The sequence below is a fragment of the Pseudomonas sp. YL2 genome (assembly GCF_023063025.1).
Classification (GTDB): domain Bacteria; phylum Pseudomonadota; class Gammaproteobacteria; order Pseudomonadales; family Pseudomonadaceae; genus Aquipseudomonas; species Aquipseudomonas putida_A.
Window position 1 is genome coordinate 53,875 of sequence record NZ_JAJSLU010000025.1, and the last position, 17,121, is coordinate 70,995.

14 protein-coding genes are annotated in these 17,121 nt (G+C 60.9%); 4 read left to right on the forward strand and 10 right to left on the reverse strand.

Going from position 1 to position 17,121, the window contains the following annotated elements; all coding sequences use genetic code 11:
- Window positions 1-88 precede the first annotated feature (88 nt).
- The gene (locus LVD08_RS26340) at window positions 89-1,372 is read right to left on the reverse strand and encodes an aspartate aminotransferase family protein (RefSeq protein ID WP_247269650.1); all 1,284 of its coding nucleotides are present in this window, start codon (window positions 1,370-1,372) and stop codon (window positions 89-91) included.
- A gap of 169 nt (window positions 1,373-1,541) precedes the next feature.
- Here LVD08_RS26340 and LVD08_RS26345 point away from each other — a divergent pair, with 169 nt between their 5' ends.
- Entirely contained in the window at window positions 1,542-2,471 is a 930-nt protein-coding gene (locus tag LVD08_RS26345; RefSeq protein WP_096796669.1) for a LysR family transcriptional regulator, read from the forward strand.
- A gap of 227 nt (window positions 2,472-2,698) precedes the next feature.
- Here LVD08_RS26345 and LVD08_RS26350 read toward each other — a convergent pair whose 3' ends face one another.
- From LVD08_RS26350 to bioB, 9 genes are all read right to left on the reverse strand, one after another.
- On the reverse strand, window positions 2,699-4,477 hold the full coding sequence (locus LVD08_RS26350) for an acyl-CoA dehydrogenase C-terminal domain-containing protein (protein ID WP_096796670.1): 1,779 nt from the start codon (window positions 4,475-4,477) through the stop codon (window positions 2,699-2,701).
- 189 nt (window positions 4,478-4,666) lie between these two features.
- The gene (locus LVD08_RS26355; RefSeq protein ID WP_247269651.1) at window positions 4,667-5,956 is read right to left on the reverse strand and encodes a GGDEF domain-containing protein; all 1,290 of its coding nucleotides are present in this window, start codon (window positions 5,954-5,956) and stop codon (window positions 4,667-4,669) included.
- 192 nt (window positions 5,957-6,148) lie between these two features.
- Entirely contained in the window at window positions 6,149-7,954 is a 1,806-nt protein-coding gene (locus LVD08_RS26360; RefSeq protein ID WP_027610694.1) for a phenylacyl-CoA dehydrogenase, read from the reverse strand.
- Window positions 7,955-8,230: 276 nt separating this feature from the next.
- Entirely contained in the window at window positions 8,231-8,527 is a 297-nt protein-coding gene (locus LVD08_RS26365) for a hypothetical protein (RefSeq protein ID WP_003228898.1), read from the reverse strand.
- Between the two features lie 109 nt (window positions 8,528-8,636).
- A complete protein-coding gene (gene bioD, locus LVD08_RS26370; protein WP_098965936.1) occupies window positions 8,637-9,317 on the reverse strand; it encodes a dethiobiotin synthase in 681 nt (226 codons plus the stop codon).
- On the reverse strand, window positions 9,314-10,126 hold the full coding sequence (gene bioC / locus LVD08_RS26375; RefSeq protein ID WP_247269652.1) for a malonyl-ACP O-methyltransferase BioC: 813 nt from the start codon (window positions 10,124-10,126) through the stop codon (window positions 9,314-9,316). The genes bioD and bioC overlap by 4 nt, the downstream gene beginning before the upstream one ends.
- Window positions 10,119-10,850, reverse strand: coding sequence for an alpha/beta fold hydrolase (locus tag LVD08_RS26380; protein WP_247269653.1), 732 nt, complete (start codon window positions 10,848-10,850; stop codon window positions 10,119-10,121). The genes bioC and LVD08_RS26380 overlap by 8 nt, the downstream gene beginning before the upstream one ends.
- Window positions 10,843-12,021, reverse strand: coding sequence for an 8-amino-7-oxononanoate synthase (bioF, locus tag LVD08_RS26385; protein ID WP_247269654.1), 1,179 nt, complete (start codon window positions 12,019-12,021; stop codon window positions 10,843-10,845). The genes LVD08_RS26380 and bioF overlap by 8 nt, the downstream gene beginning before the upstream one ends.
- 159 nt (window positions 12,022-12,180) lie before the next feature.
- Entirely contained in the window at window positions 12,181-13,236 is a 1,056-nt protein-coding gene (gene bioB / locus LVD08_RS26390; protein WP_027610689.1) for a biotin synthase BioB, read from the reverse strand.
- A gap of 91 nt (window positions 13,237-13,327) precedes the next feature.
- Here bioB and LVD08_RS26395 point away from each other — a divergent pair, with 91 nt between their 5' ends.
- From LVD08_RS26395 to LVD08_RS26405, 3 genes are all read left to right on the forward strand, one after another.
- Window positions 13,328-14,062, forward strand: coding sequence for a ComF family protein (locus LVD08_RS26395; RefSeq protein ID WP_247269655.1), 735 nt, complete (start codon window positions 13,328-13,330; stop codon window positions 14,060-14,062).
- A gap of 187 nt (window positions 14,063-14,249) precedes the next feature.
- Entirely contained in the window at window positions 14,250-15,014 is a 765-nt protein-coding gene (locus LVD08_RS26400) for a TOBE domain-containing protein (protein ID WP_097089095.1), read from the forward strand.
- A gap of 70 nt (window positions 15,015-15,084) precedes the next feature.
- Entirely contained in the window at window positions 15,085-16,986 is a 1,902-nt protein-coding gene (locus LVD08_RS26405) for a PhoX family protein (protein ID WP_247269656.1), read from the forward strand.
- Window positions 16,987-17,121 lie beyond the last annotated feature (135 nt).

Here is a 17,121-nt window from a genome sequence, read left to right on the forward strand (position 1 = left end):
CAAAAAAACGCCCCACGCCAAAAGAATCAGGCGTGGGGCGTGCGTTATACCGCGAGACGGTTCTTCAAATCGGGTAGGAAACTTCAGCTCAGACGGCAATCCCTTTGCGGCATTGCAGTTGCGCGGTACGCACTCGCGAGAAGGCGCGGGCCAGGCGCAGGAGCATTTCGTCGATGTTGGCCTTGCTGACGGTGAGTGCCGGGGTGAAACGCAGGCAGTTGGCTTGCGGCGCGTTGAGCAGCAGGCCTTCATGCAAGGCGGCTTTGACTACGGCATCGGCAGAATCCTCTGACAGGCTCAGTCCCCAGAACAGGCCTTGACCACGCAGTTCGCCATGCCCGTAGCGGTGTGCCAATCGAGCTAGACCTTCGCGCAGGTGCTGGCCGAGGTCTTTGACCTGCTCGAGAAATACCCGATCCTGCACGCTATCAAGCACCACCAGACCGGCCGCTGTCATCAGCGCGTTGCCGTGATGAGTGCCGCCCAGTTCACCGGCGTCAAAACAGCAGGCCTTGCCACGGGCCAACAACGCCGCCAGCGGAACGCCGCCACCGAGGCCCTTGCCGAGCACAACGATATCGGCGCGCACGCCGTAGGACTGTTCGGCGAGCAATGTGCCGCAGCGCCCGATGCCGGTCTGCACTTCGTCGAGGATCAGCAAAATGCCCAATTCTCGGCACAGACGCTCGACGCCTTTGAGGTAATGCTCGGTGGCCGGAATCACCCCGGCATCGCTCTGGATCGGTTCGAGCATGATTGCCACGGTTTGCGCATCGACAGCCGCATGCAGCGCCGGCAAATCGTTGAACGGCACCAGATCGAAACCCGGCAGCAACGGCGCGAAGCGGTTGTGCAGATTGCAACTGTCCGAGGCGGAAATCGTCGCCAGGCTGCGGCCATGGCAACCCTGCTTCGCGACGATGATCCGCGAGGCGCCGCCGCGATTCAGTTGCCCCCATTTGCGCGCCAGTTTGATCGCCGCTTCACAGGCCTCGCTGCCGCTATTGAGCAGGTAAGCCTGATCGCTGGAAGTGCTGGCGCACAGGCGCTCGGCAAGGCTGAGCACGCCGCGGTTGTGCAGATTGAAACCGGGATTGATCAACGCCTGGGCCTGACTGGCGATGGCCTTGACCAGCGCCGAAGGGCTGTGGCCGAGGCTGTTGGCGCCGCCGGCCTGGGAGAAGTCGAGATAAGCGCGGTCGTTGCTGTCCCACAACCAGGATCCCTGGCCACGCACGAAGACCTGCGCCGCTCGCTCGACGCTGGGCATCAGTCGCTCGGCATTCAGGCTATCGCCTGCCTGGGGTGGACCGGCCTCGAAAGCGAGGTCATCGAGACTCGGCGCCTGACGCCGCAGACTGAACAGATTCATTGCAAAAAACCTCGCTTGAGGTTTTTTGAACCGCCTATGCAAACACTGTCGAAGCAAACGCTATTCATCGCGCTCTCTGGCCCTGTAAGCCTTGTGATTGCGGTTAGACTAGGCTCACTGACGGCTTCGGGCCATTTCGATTTACCAGCATTTTCGATAAGCATTACTTATGGATTTCAAACAACTGCGTTATTTCGTCGCGGTCTACGAAGAGGGTCATGTCGGCCGGGCCGCCGAACGCCTGTCGATTTCGCAACCGGCGCTGTCGCAGCAGATTCGTCAGCTCGAACAGAACCTCGACGTCACGCTGTTCGAACGCAGCAGCAAACGCCTGTTGCCGACCCTTGCCGCGCACACGCTGTACAACCACGCCGTGCCGCTGCTCGACGGTTTGCAGCGGGCGCGGGAAGCGCTGGGCAACTTCAAGGGGCAGGCCTTGCGTACGCTGGCGATCGGCGTACTGCAAACAGTGCACACCAGCCTCGTGCCGCAAATGCTCGAACGGGTGCGCAAGGCGCAGCCGCATCTTGTGGTGCAGATCTATGAACTGACGGGGCTGGAGATCGAGCGCCGTTTGCTCAACGGCTCACTGGACATCGGCATCAGCTACCTGCCGCCGCGCCAACCGGGGCTGCATGGCGTGATGTTGTATGAAGATGAGCTGACGCTGGTCATCCCGGCGGATCACCCGCTGCGTGAATTCAAGAAGGTCTCGATGCGGCAGGCAGCGGAATTGCCGATGTTGCTGCTGGGCGAAGAGTTTCAGATCCGGCAGATCTGGCAGGCGCAACTGACCAGCCTGGGTCGGCGCCCGCAAGTGCAGGCCGAGCTGAACAATATGCTGGGGATTCTCGACAGTCTGCCGCACACCAAGCTGGCAACGGTGCTGCCCGGGCGTTCACAGAAGGAATACGACGATGAGGATCTGTTGTGGAAGCCGTTGAGCGAACCACGGGTGCCGCTGAAGGTTGGGCTGGTGTGCCGCGATGTGCAACGCCAGCAGGCGTCTTTGGCGTTACTGCGCACATTGCTGGAAGAAGTGATTCAGCGTGAAGACAAACCGCTAAAAGCCGCGCCGCCACTGGATCCGCTGGCCTGAAAACTTTTCTGCAGGCAAAAGAAAACCCCGCCGAAGCGGGGCTTTGCAGACTGTTTCCCTGACATCCATTTCACTCCGCCACCCTGGCAGAATCCTACGTGTCCGTGTTGTTGCTTTGCGCTTCCTGCGCGACGTCCATGAGTTGTAGATTAGCTGTGGATCCAATCTACGCATATGGGAGAACAGCAGCACGTCATGTAAGAGAATGCTTACATGACGTTACATCATCAGAACTGCTCAGCATTCAGCAGGAACAGCGACTCGCTGCCAGCCTTCACCGATGCGCTCAGCGAGTGGATACGCGGCAGCAGACGGGCGAAATAGAAGCGTGCGGTACCCAGCTTGCTGGCGTAGAAATCCTCCTGGGCTTCTTTGCCTAGCGCGGCTTTCGCCATCAGTGCCCACATGTAGGCATAAGCGGTGTAGCCGAACGCTTGCAGATATTCGACCGAGGCCGCGCCGATTTCGTTCGGATTGGTTTTCGCCCGATCCAGCAGCCACGCCGTCAGCTCGTCGAGGGTGCTGACGGCATCGTTCAGCGGCTTGGTGAATTCACCGAGGTCAGCGCTGGCGGTCGCGGTGAAGTGGCGGATCTCGTCAGCGAACAGCTTGTAGAACGCGCCACCGCTGCCGACGATCTTGCGCCCGACCAGGTCCAGCGCCTGAATGCCGTTGGTGCCTTCGTAAATCTGGGTGATGCGCACGTCACGCACCAGTTGCTCCTGACCCCACTCGCGGATGTAGCCGTGGCCGCCGAAAATCTGCTGGCCGTGCACGGTGGTTTCCAGGCCCAGGTCGGTGAGGAATGCCTTGGCCACCGGAGTCAACAGCGCGACCAGATCTTCTGCGCGCTTGCGGGTGGTCGCGTCTTCGCTGAACTTGGCGGTGTCGAGTTGCATCGCCACGTAAGTGGAGAAGGCGCGACCGCCCTCGTTCGAGGCTTTCATGGTCAGCAGCATGCGACGCACGTCCGGGTGAACGATGATCGGGTCGGCAACCTTGTCCTTGTTCTGCGCGCCGGTCGGCGAACGGCTCTGCAGACGATCGCGCGCATATTCGACGGCGTTCTGATAGGAACGCTCACCGCTGGCCAGACCTTGAATACCGACGCCCAGACGCTCGTAGTTCATCATGGTGAACATCGCCGCCAGGCCCTTGTTCGGCTCGCCGACCAGATAGCCCACAGCTTCATCGAAGTTCATCACGCAGGTCGCGGACGCCTGGATGCCCATCTTGTGTTCGATCGAACCGCAGTTCGCCGGGTTGCGCGCGCCCAGGCTGCCATCAGCATTGACCATGAACTTCGGCACCAGGAACAGCGAGATGCCTTTCGGGCCAGCAGGTGCGTCCGGCAGTTTCGCCAGCACCAGGTGGATGATGTTCTCGGTCAGGTCGTGCTCACCGCCGGTGATGAAGATCTTGGTGCCGCTGACCTTGTAGGAACCGTCGGCCTGCGGTTCGGCCTTGGTGCGGATGATGCCCAGGTCGGTGCCGGCGTGCGGCTCGGTCAGGCACATGGAACCGGCCCAGATGCCGGCGTACATGTTCGGCAGGTAGGCGGCCTTCAGCTCTTCGCTGGCGTGGGCGTTGATCGACAGGCAGGCGCCGGCGGTCAGCATCGGGTACAGGCCGAACGACAGGCTGGCGGAGTTGACCATCTCTTCGACCTGCGCCGAGACAGCCTTGGGCATGCCCATGCCGCCGTAGGCCGGATCGCCACCGACACCGACCCAGCCGCCTTCAGCGTAAGTCTGGTAGGCCTGTGGGAAACCGGCCGGGGTGCTGACGGCGCCGTCCTTCCAGTGGCAGCCTTCTTCGTCGGCCGCACGGCTCAGTGGCGCAATGCTTTTGCTGGTGACCTTGCCGGCTTCTTCGAGAATGGCTTCTACGGTTTCCGCATCGACAGTCTCGGCCAAGGCCGGCAGTTCAGCCCAGAGTTTGGCGACTTCGAATACTTCATTGAGGACGAAGCGCATATCGCGCAGCGGCGCTTTGTAGTCAGCCATGGCAAACCTCGCAAGATCTAAACAGGTGATTCGTGGAAGAGTGTTTTCGTTGAGGCCGAGTGTACCTCAACAACTTTTGTGACACATAGGGTCAACCGGTGACTGATTTGTTATTTTTGGTCACCGGCATTCAGAGATAAAAGAAAGCCCGCAATCAGCGGGCTTTTGAGTGATGACGTGTGGCTTGAGTCAGCCAGCGGCGCTGTCCATGCGCACCGCGCCGCGACGGTTCTGTCCGAACGCCATGACGCAGTTACGGCCGGCGCCCTTGGCGCTGTACAACGCTTGGTCGGCAGACTTGAGGACTTCTTCCGGGGTACGCTGTTCGACGCGTTCGGCGACACCGATACTGACCGTCACCGAGACACTGGAAGCACCGCTGCCGCTTCGACGCTGACGACCTTGCTGATCGTCCTGCGGACGGCTCTCCTGATTTCGCAACTGGATGTTGTAGGAGGCAATCGACTCGCGGATGACTTCCAGGTGCGGCATGCACTCGTCGAGGGTTTTGCCCGCAAACACCAAGGCGAATTCTTCGCCCCCATAGCGATACGCCCTACCGCCACCGCTGATTTTCGACAGCTTGCTGGCGACCAGTCGCAGTACTTGGTCACCGACATCATGACCGTGGGTGTCGTTGAATTTCTTGAAGTGATCGACGTCGCTCATCGCCAGCACATAGTTGCGGCCCAGACGCTGCATTCGCTCATTGAGCGCGCGCCGCCCCGGCAGACCGGTGAGTTCATCGCGGAAGGCCATTTGATAGGCCTCATGCGCCACGGCAGCGGCAATCATCAGCATCACCTGACTGCACATGATGTTCAGGGTGAACGGCAGGATGAAAGTTTTCGGCAGCATCCAGAACACCCCGAGCAGGCCGACCAGCTGCGCCGCATGCAACGGACGCGGGTTGCGCCAGTATTGCCAGGCCAACAGCAGGAACGCCGAAAGAAACACCGGATAGGACATCTGGATCAGGCTCATCCAGGCGCCGTGGAGCGCCGGCCAGCGGATTTCCGAGAGCCACATCAGCAGCGCCTGCGGATAACTTTGTTCAAGCCCCAGAGCAACACTGCCAAAGGCCAGCAACACGGCGAAGCGCGCGACCATGTCCTGAAACAGATGGGTACGTTCCTGCCACGCCGCGAACAGCCCGAACAGCAACGGCAACAGCAGACAGACCAGGTGAAACACCACGGCGGCGTCTTCGCGCACCTTGCCATTGTCGCGGTAATAGTCGGTCTGGGTGTCGAGCAAGAAGTAGGCGATGTACACCGTGAGCATCAGAAACAGCTCGCGCTGACGTCGGTAAACCGCACAGTAAGCGCCGCCCAACAGCAGAACCAGGGTCGGCAACACGTTGAACAGCGAAGTGAAGAACACGTTGAGGTCTTTGACGTACGCAGCCGCCAACCCCGCGAGCAACAACAGCAGTGAAGGTAGGAAATGGCTGAAACGTACAGCGGAAGAACGCGGCAAGGGTAAAGCTCCGACCCGTCATATCAAAGAGATGGCATTGTGCCTGCAATGTGGCCAGTTAAGCACACACAATGTGATCCAGATCACACGCAGTCTCTTTAACGGCAGAAAACCCGGGTTTCTGAGCGATTCGGAAACAAAAAAACCGCTGCCCCCAAGGGAGCAGCGGTTTTCGTCAGACCGCGTTGAGGCTTAGTAGCCCAGGGCGAAGTCTTCTTCTTTCATGTCCATCAGGTTGTTGGCGCCCGACAGCATGGTGGCCACGTGGGTACGGGTACGTGGCAGGATGCGCTGGAAGTAGAAGCGCGCGGTTTGCAGCTTGGCGGTGTAGAACGCGGCGTCGCCGGTGCCTTCTGCCAGCTTCTCGGCTGCCAGACGTGCCATGTCGGCCCAGAAGTAGGCCAGACAGGCGTAACCGGAGTACATCAGGTAGTCCACGGAGGCCGCGCCGACTTCTTCGCGATCTTTCATGGCAGCCATACCGACCTTCATGGTCAGCTCGCCCCATTCCTTGTTCAGTGCAGCCAGCGGTGCAACGAACTCTTTGACGGCTTCGTTGCCTTCGTTGTTCTGGCAGAACTTGTGGACGATCTTGGTGAAGCCTTTCAGAGCCTCGCCTTGAGTCATCAGCACTTTACGGCCCAGCAGGTCGAGTGCCTGGATACCGGTGGTGCCTTCGTACAGCATCGAAATGCGGCTGTCGCGAACGTTCTGCTCCATGCCCCACTCGGCGATGAAGCCGTGGCCACCGTAGATCTGCACGCCGTGGTTGGCGGCTTCGAAACCGACTTCGGTCATGAACGCCTTGGCGATCGGCGTCATGAACGCCAGCAGTGCGTCGGCCTTCTTCTTCTCTTCTTCGTCGACGCCGTATTTGACGATGTCGACCTGTTTGGCGGTGAAGTACACCATCGCACGGTTGCCTTCGGCGAAGGCCTTCATGGTCAGCAGCATGCGACGTACGTCAGGGTGCACGATGATCGGGTCAGCGGCCTTGTCCGGCGCTTTAGGGCCAGTCAGGGAGCGCATTTGCAGACGATCGCGAGCGTATTTCAGGCCACCCTGGAAGCCGATCTCTGCGTGGGCCAGACCTTGCAGCGCGGTACCCAGACGTGCGGTGTTCATGAAGGTGAACATGCAGTTCAGGCCTTTGTTCGCCGGGCCGATCAGGAAACCGGTGGCACCGTCGAAGTTCATCACGCAAGTGGCGTTGCCGTGGATGCCCATCTTGTGTTCCAGCGAACCGCAGCTCACTGCGTTGCGCGCACCGAGGGTGCCATCGGCGTTCGGCAGGAATTTTGGAACGATGAACAGGGAAATGCCTTTGGTGCCAGCCGGAGCGTCCGGCAGGCGGGCCAGTACGATGTGGACGATGTTGTCGGCCATGTCGTGTTCACCGGCCGAGATGAAGATCTTGGTCCCGGAAACCTTGTAGGAGCCATCAGCCTGAGGCTCGGCCTTGGTGCGCAGCATGCCCAGGTCGGTGCCGCAGTGCGGTTCGGTCAGGCACATGGTGCCGGTCCACTCGCCGGAAACCAGTTTGGTCAAATAGGCTTCTTGCTGCTCAGGGGTACCGTGCTCGGAGATGGTGTTCATCGCGCCGTGCGACAAGCCTGGGTACATGCCCCACGACCAGTTGGCTTCACCGACCATTTCGCTCACAGCCAGACCCAGCGACTCTGGAAGGCCTTGACCGCCGTGCTCGACGTCGTGCGCCAGACTTGGCCAGCCGCCTTCGACGAATTGCTTGTAGGCCTCTTTAAAGCCAGTCGGGGTTTTCACACCGGACTCGCTCCAGGTGCAGCCTTCGAGGTCGCCCACGCGGTTCAGCGGTGCCAGTACCTGCTCACAAAACTTGGCGCCTTCTTCAAGAATGGCGTCAACCATGTCCGGCGTTGCTTCGGAGCAAGCTGGAAGGCTCTGATAGTGCGCTTCGTAGCCGAGCAGTTCGTCACGAACGAAGCGAATATCACGCAAGGGGGCCTTGTAGTCAGGCATAGCGATAAACCTCTGCTGATGTAACCGGGAATGAACGACCGCGTTGATTTGTTGTGACGGTCAAACAGTTGTTTGAAACATACGTTTACGCCGAAATCTTGTCAAGCGTCGATCTTTTGCCGTTCGTCATGACTTTTTTCAAATGCCGGACACGGCAAACCGCCATGGACTGCAAAGCGCCACGGGCAATGAAAAAAGATTAGTTGAGGGAGAAGGACTTACAACGAAAAACGCCGCGACGAGGCGCGGCGTTCAGCAGGCAGGAGACACGAAAAATCAGGCAAATGTATCGATGATCGTCCCGAGCATTTCATCGGAAGCCTTGGCGACCTTGGTGCCTAGCTCCACCTGAAACTTGCCTTGAGCCATCTCGGCCATCGCGCTGCCCGGATCCATTTGCTGACTGCGGTCGATACCGCGCAGACGATCGACCTGCGCCTCGGAAGACTGGCTGGTGACCGAACGCTCGATGGTGTTGTTGGCGATCTGGCTGGCCGCCTGATCGACACGGTTCTGACCGGTCTGAATCGTGCTCAAACCCGCATAAAAAGCTGTGTTACCGGAGATTTCCATGGGAGCTCTCATCCTTGGGAAGGATCAATGGTTGCCATTGAAGCAGAGGCGCCAGAAAAACACCCGTCAAAAATACTGATGGCACAGTGCCTTGTCATAGCCAAAAACATTAATCCAGCAGATCGAGTTGCAGATGATCAGCCACCGCCTCGGCGCTAAGCGACTTCAGTTTCGGTACCCGCCCCAGACACGGCGCGGGAATCCGCTCGGCCAGCGTCGCCAGATTCTCTTCCAGACGCGAGGTTTTCGGATCGATGATATTGGCCACCCAACCGGCCAGCTGCAGGCCATCGCGGGCAATCGCCTCGGCCGTCAGCAAGGCATGACTGATGCAGCCCAGGCGCACACCCACCACCAGAATCACCGGCAGCTTCAACGCGATGGCCAGATCCGACAGATTGTCCTGATCCGCCAATGGCACCCGCCAGCCACCCGCCCCTTCGATCAACGTGAAATCGGCATTCAGCGCCAGGATTTCGCGCATCGGCGCCAGAAGCGATTGCACGGTCAGCGCGACACCGGCCTCACGCGCCGCCAGATGCGGCGCGATGGCCGGCTCGAATGCCACCGGATTGACCTGTTGATAAGTCAATGGCACCGAACATTCCGCCAGCAGCGCCAGCGCATCGGCATTGCGCAAACCCTTGGGCGTTACCTCGCAACCCGAAGCCACCGGTTTCCCCGCCGCCGTACTCAGCCCTGCCGAGCGCGCAGCATGCAGCAACCCGGCAGCCACGGTGGTCTTGCCGACATCGGTGTCAGTCCCGGTGATGAAATAGGCTGCGCTCATAAGGGTTTCTCCAACACGGCGTAGACCACCTGGTAAGTCGCCGGCAATCCCTGTGCCTGACGGAACTGCTCGTAAGCCTCGACCAGACCGAGAATCCGCGCGCGTCCGGTCAAGCCACCCGGCCGACCGGGGTTCAGATTGTGCGCGCCGAGTGCCTTGAGTTCGTGAGTCAGGCTGCGCACATCCGGGTAGTGCAACACATGCGCCTGATTCTGCAGACTCACGGCCCGCAAGCCGCTGGCGGCACACAACTGCTCATACCGGGCGAATTCGCGGAAGCGGTTGACGTGCACCAGACCATCGACCTGCCGCCAACTGTCCCGTAACTCGTACAACGTCCCTACACAAAGACTAGCAAACGCGAAAATCCCGCCCGGCTTGAGCACACGAAAGGCTTCGCTGAGCACCGATTCGAAGTCCGCGCACCACTGCACGGCGAGGCTGGAGAAGATCAGGTCGCAGGTGGAATCCTGCAACGGCAGACGCTCCGCATCACCGGCGATGAAATGCTGCGCGCCGCCCAATGGTCGTGCGTGATTGAGCATGCCCTCGGCGATATCCAGTGCCAGCCCCTGACCTTCGACATATCGCTCGGCCAATGCGCGAGTGAAATAGCCGGTGCCGCAGCCCAGATCCAGCCAGGTTGACGGCAGTAAACTTGCCGGCAAACGCTGCAGCAACTGTGAACCGACGTCGCGCTGCAACTCGGCAACGCTGTCGTAGCTGGCCGCCGCACGGGAGAAAGAGGCCGCGACCTGGCGCTTGTCAGGCAAGCCGCCAGGCAGCGCAACAAGAGACAAATCAGTCATCACCGCACTCGTGTAGAAAAGCCTGGATCGCACCCGCCACGCCATGGGGGTCTTCCAGAAGAAACGCATGACTGGCCTGTTCGATCAGACCAATTTCGATATCCGGCAACAGGGCGAACAACGACCCCGCCGCTTCCGCAGGCACCAGGCCGTCCTGCCCGGCGAACAGGTGCAATTGCGGGCCGCGAAACGCCTGCAACGCTTCCCGGGTATCCAGTTGTGCGAGCAATTCCAGCCCGGCCATCAAGGTCTCGGGCGTCGCATTTGGCGCACCGCCGAGCAGCAGCCGCGACATGCCGCGCGGGTCCTGCGCGCCCTGAGCACACAACAACGAGAACCGTTTTAGGGTCATCCGCGGGTCGGTCTGGCAGCTGGCGAGAAATGCATCGAACGTCTCGCCCGGCATCGCACTCGGCCAATGCTCATGGGCGACAAATGAAGGATTGCTCGCCAGCGTCAGCAGACCGCAGCAACGCTCGCCGCGCCGTGCTGCCAGTTCAGAGGCAAGCATGCCGCCCAGCGACCAACCGCCCAGCCACACGTCCTGAGGAATACATTCATCGAGTTCGTCGAGCCAGTCCTGCAGGTCGCTGGAATCGAGCTCCGGCAACGGCTCGATCTCGACATGCAGATGCTCGTCGAGTCCCTGCAATGCCGCGGCCAGAGGCTCCAGTGGTGAAACACCGAGGCCCCAGCCAGGCAGCAGAATCAGGCGATCACGCATGGCTTGGCTCCGGCGGCAGTTGGGCAAAGCAATCGGCCAGTCCTTCTAACAATAGCTGCACCTGCGCCTCGCTGTGGGCGGCAGTCAGGGTCACGCGCAGGCGTGCACTTCCTGCCGGGACGGTAGGCGGACGGATTGCCGTGACCATCAAGCCGCGTTCACGCAGCAGCTGCGACAGGCGGACGGCGCGACCGGCGTCGCCGATCAGGATCGGCTGGATCGGGGTGAAGCTGTCCATCAGCTGCAGACCGATCTGCTCGGCCCCTCGACGAAATTGGCGGATCAGCAGGTTAAGGTGCTCACGTCGCCAATGCTCGCTGCGCAGTAATTCCAGACTTTTCAGCGTCGCACAGGCCAACGCCGGTGGCTGGCTGGTGGTGTAGATGTAGGGCCGGGCGAACTGGATCAGGCTTTCGATCAGCTCTTCACTGCCGGCGACAAAAGCACCCGCCGTGCCGAACGCTTTGCCGAGGGTGCCGACCAGCACCGGCACATCGTCCTGACTCAAGCCGAAATGCTCGACGATCCCGCCGCCATTGGCGCCGAGCGGGCCGAAGCCATGGGCATCATCAACCATCAGCCACGCGCCTTTGGCCTTGGCCTCACGCGCCAGCGCCGGCAGATCGGCAATGTCGCCATCCATGCTGAACACGCCATCGGTGACCACCAGCGTGTTGCCCGTGGCTTTCTCCAGGCGCTTGGCCAGGCTGTCGGCGTCGTTGTGCAGATAACGATTGAAACGCGCGCCGGACAACAGACCGGCATCCAGCAACGAGGCGTGATTGAGGCGATCTTCCAGCACCGTATCGCCCTGCCCGACCAGTGCCGTGACCGCACCGAGGTTGGCCATGTAGCCAGTGGTGAACAGCAACGCACGCGGCCGGCCGGTGAGGTCAGCCAGTGCTTCTTCCAGTGCGTGATGCGGGCCGCTGTGGCCGATCACCAGATGCGACGCTCCGCCACCGACGCCCCAGCGCTCAGCACCGGCGCGCCAGGCTTCGATCACCTGCGGGTGATTGGCCAGTCCGAGATAGTCGTTGTTGCAGAACGCCAGCAACGGCTGGCCGTCGACCACCACTTCAGGCCCCTGCGGGGACTCGAGCAGGGGGCGCTGGCGATAGAGGTTTTCGGCACGGCGGGCAGCAAGGCGTGCGGCGAGATCGAAAGACATGCAGGCCTCGACTTTCAAGTGACACAGATTCCCTGTGGGAGCGGGCTTGCTCGCGAAGGCGGTCTGACATTCAACGGTAATGTCGACTGCACTGACGCTTTCGCGAGCAAGCCCGCTCCCACAGGGGTTTTGCATTCCTTCAGAGAAATCTGCGCAGGTTTAGACCGCCGCGTTATAGAACTGCTCGCTGCTCTTCTGCTCCACCAGCGCCTGCTCGATCGCGGCCTGATGCACTTCATCGGCATGCTCTTCGCGCGCTTCCGGTTGAATGCCCAGACGCGCGAACAGTTGCATGTCCTTGTCGGCCTGCGGGTTGGCGGTGGTCAGCAGTTTGTCGCCGTAGAAAATCGAGTTGGCACCGGCGAAGAACGCCAACGCCTGCATCTGCTCGTTCATCGCTTCGCGGCCGGCGGACAGGCGTACGTGGGATTGCGGCATGAGGATGCGCGCCACGGCGAGCATGCGGATGAAGTCGAACGGATCGACGTCATCGGCGTTTTCCAGCGGCGTGCCGGCGACCTTCACCAGCATGTTGATCGGCACCGACTCCGGATGCTCCGGCAGGTTGGCCAACTGGATCAGCAGGTTGGCGCGGTCGTCCAGCGACTCGCCCATGCCGAGAATGCCGCCGGAGCAGATCTTCATCCCCGACTCACGCACGTAGGCCAGCGTCTGCAAGCGTTCGCTGTAGGTGCGGGTGGTGATGATGCTGCCGTAGAACTCAGGCGAGGTGTCGAGGTTGTGGTTGTAGTAATCGAGGCCAGCCTTGGCCAGCGCCTCGGTCTGTTCCTGATCGAGACGACCGAGAGTCATGCAGGTTTCCAGACCCATGGCCTTCACGCCTTCGACCATCTTCAGCACATACGGCATGTCTTTGGCCGACGGGTGCTTCCACGCCGCCCCCATGCAGAAACGCGTGGAGCCGATGGCTTTGGCGCGGGCAGCCTCTTCGAGGACTTTCTGCACTTCCATCAGCTTTTCTTTTTCCAGGCCGGTGTTGTAGTGACCGGACTGCGGGCAGTACTTGCAGTCTTCCGGGCAGGCGCCGGTCTTGATCGACAGCAGCGTGGAAACCTGCACGCGATTGGCGTTGAAATGTGCACGGTGCACCGTCTGCGCCTGGAACAGCAAGTCGTTGAATGGCTGTACGAAGAGCGCTTTGACTTCGGCTAAAGACCAGTCGTGACGCAGGGTGGCAGAGGTGCTGGCGCTCATGGGCAGTTCCTTGGTTATGCTTGGCTGGCGGCTGTGGGAACGGAATACCCACAGGCGCGACACGGATGTTCGGCATATTTAAGGAAGAGTCATGCGCTGTCAACCACGAGACGAAGCACAGGTTTACATCTGTTTAAAAAACGTACAAAGCTGTTTGTTGTGCGATGAATCCGCAGAAGCAGAATTGCCAATTTGCGACGCCTGCGAAACCGATCTGCCCTGGCTTGGTGACCACTGCCAGACCTGCGCCCTGCCGCTGCCCGGCGCTGGACTGACCTGCGGCGGGTGCCTGCTAGAGCCGCCGGCGTTCGAACAGGTAGTCGTGCCGTGGCGCTATGACTTCCCGGTGGACAGTTTGATTACGCGTTTTAAACACAACGCGAAATGGCCGTTTGGTCACCTGCTCGCCGACGTTGCCGGACAATACCTGCAACATCGCTTCGATGAAGGTTTGCCGCGGCCCGATGTGTTGTTGCCGGTGCCACTGGCGAGCAAACGTCTGCGTCAACGCGGGTTCAATCAAGCGGCGATGCTCGGGCGATGGTTGAGCCAACAGCTGGATCTGCCTTTTGAGGAACATGCTCTACGACGAATTCACGATACCAGTGCCCAACAGGACCTCGACGCCAAGGCGCGCAAGCGCAATTTGCGTCACGCCTTCGCTCTGCCCCCTGACGCCGAGGTGAAAGGTCGGCACTTCGCGTTGATTGATGACGTGCTGACCACCGGCGCCACGGCCCAGGCACTGGCGCGATTGTTGAGGGATGCGGGCGCTGCAAGAGTCGACGTCTATTGTCTGGCCCGCACGCCAAAACCCGGAAACTGAAACCGACACAATCCCTTGTAGGAGTGAGCCTGCTCGCGATAGCGCAATTACTGCCAACATTGATGCTGACTGTTCCACCGCCATCGCGAGCAGGCTCACTCCTACAAGAGCACTGTGTTTGGCTTGACTGATGCGTCGCAAGCCGCCAACTTCACTCTCCACCGCCACCGTGAAAAAGCCCCCCTCCATGTCCCTGCCCACCCTGCTCTCCCAGCACATCGTCCGCCGTCCGCAGCGCATCGCCCTGCTGCAACACATTGCCGAACAGGGCTCGATCACCCGCGCAGCAAAAAGCGCCGGGCTGAGTTACAAAGCGGCATGGGATGCGATCGATGAGCTGAATAACCTGGCGCAGAAACCGCTGGTGGAGCGCGCGGTCGGCGGCAAGGGCGGCGGCGGTGCCAGATTGTCCAGCGAAGGCGAACGGGTGTTGCGTCTGTATCAAAAGCTGCAAGCTTTACAGGCACAGGTGCTGGAGGCCGCTGAGGACGCCAGCGATCTGGATCTGCTTGGGCGATTGATGCTCAGAACCAGCGCGCGCAACCAGTTGCACGGCAAAGTCGTGGCTATCGAGGGTCAGGGCCGCAACGACCTAATTCGCCTCGAACTGGCCGAAGGCCTGTGGATCAACGCGCAGATCACCCACGACAGCACCGTGCACCTGGAACTGCAACCGGGCACCGAAGTGGTGGCCTTGATCAAGGCTGGCTGGCTTGAACTACTGCCCCCGGAGCAAGTTGCAACATCTGGACACAATCTTCTGAGCGGCACTATCGAAGCCATTCTCGATGCCGAAGACGGCCCCAGCGAAGTTCGCATCGCCCTGCCCAACGGCCAGACGCTCTGCGCTCTGGCGGAGCCGCTGCAGCTTCGTACCCGCGGGCTGAGTGTCGAGCAACCGGTGCAGGTGCAGTTCTCGCCGTCCAATGTGCTGATCGGCACGCCGCTGTAATCAGGCGCTGCAACGAAAGCGTAATCGACGCTCATTAAGGTGGCTGCCAAAACCAAGCAGGGAGCCTGATGTGAGCCTATTAGAAGAAAACCAATCGACTGATCTGGAAAAGATGGTCGGCCTCAGCCGTCGCGGCTTCATCAGCGCCGGGGCGCTGTGCGGTGCCGCCATGTTCCTCGGCGGCAACCTGCTCAGCCGCAGCGCGCTGGCCACCGGCATCAGCGCCGGCAACAGCCGCCTGCTCGGTTTCGAGAGCATTCCCGCCGCGACCACCGATGTCATCAGCCTGCCCAAGGGCTACAAGTCCTCGGTGCTGATCAGTTGGGGTCAGCCGCTGCACAAGAACGGCCCGGCGTTCGACCCGAGCGGCAATGGCACCGCCGCCGCCCAGGAAGTGCAGTTCGGCGACAACAACGACGGCATGAGCCTGTTCGAATTCCCCGACGACCGAAACCGTGCGTTGATGGCGATCAACAACGAATACACCAATTATCGCTACCTCTACCCGCACGGCGGCATGCCGCAATCGGCCGAAGACGTGCGCAAGGCACTGGCCTGCGAAGGTGTGTCAGTGATTGAAGTGCAGCGCAGGAACGGCCAGTGGCAGTTCGTCCAGGGCTCGCGTTACAACCGCCGGATTCACGGCAACTCGCCGCTGCGCATCAGCGGCCCGGCGGCTGGTCACGAGCTGATGAAGACGGCCGCCGACAAGCACGGCAAGAGAGTCCTCGGCACCTTCCAGAACTGCGCCAACGGCAAGACACCGTGGGGCACCTATCTGACCTGCGAAGAAAACTTCACCGATTGCTTTGGCAGCAGCAACGCCCAGCAGCAGTTCGATCCGGCGCAAAAGCGCTACGGTGTCTCTGCCGCCAGCCGCGAGATCAACTGGCACCCGTTCGACCCGCGCTTCGACATGGCCAAAAATCCCAACGAACTCAACCGTCACGGCTGGGTGGTCGAGATCGATCCGTTCGATCCGCAATCGACCCCGGTCAAGCGCACCGCCCTCGGCCGCTTCAAGCACGAAAACGCCGCACTGGCCGAGACCGATGACGGTCGCGCCGTGGTGTACATGGGCGACGACGAGCGTGGCGAGTTCATCTACAAGTTTGTCAGTCGCGACCGCATCAACCACCGCAACGCCAAAGCCAACCGCGACATCCTCGACCACGGCACGCTGTATGTGGCCAAGTTCGACGCCGGTGACGGCAACCCCGATCACCCGAAAGGCCAGGGCCAGTGGATCGAACTGACCCACGGCAAGAACGGCATCGACGCCAGCAGCGGTTTCGCCGATCAGGCCGAAGTGCTGATCCACGCCCGCCTCGCCGCCAGTGTGGTCGGCGCCACGCGCATGGACCGCCCGGAGTGGATCGTCGTCAGTCCGAAGGACGGCCAGGTTTATTGCACCCTGACCAACAACGCCAAGCGCGGCGAAGACGGGCAGCCGATGGGTGGGCCGAACCCGCGCGAGAAGAACGTCTACGGGCAGATCCTCCGCTGGCGCACCGACCGCGATGATCACGCTTCGAAAACCTTCGCCTGGGACCTGTTCGTGGTTGCCGGCAACCCGGGCGTGCACGCCGGCACGCCGAAGGGTGGTTCGTCGAACATCACCCCGCAGAACATGTTCAACAGCCCGGATGGACTGGGCTTCGACAAGGCCGGGCGTTTGTGGATTCTCACCGATGGCGATTCGAGCAACGCCGGGGACTTTGCCGGGATGGGCAACAACCAGATGCTCTGTGCCGACCCGAAGACCGGCGAGATTCGCCGGTTCATGGTCGGGCCGATTGGTTGCGAAGTCACCGGGATCAGCTTCTCGCCGGATCAGAAAACCCTGTTTGTCGGGATTCAGCATCCGGGCGAGAACGGTGGTTCGACCTTCCCCGAGCATCTGCCGAATGGCAAGCCGCGTTCATCGGTGATGGCGATTACCCGTGAGGATGGCGGGATCATCGGCGCCTGATTGGCCCTCATCGCGAGCAGGCTCACTCCTACAAGGAAATGCGTTCCAACTGTAGGAGTGAGCCTGTTGTGGTCGAATTTTTTTAGACCATGATGTAGGAGCGGCGATTTAAGGAAGCATCATGGGATATCGGGT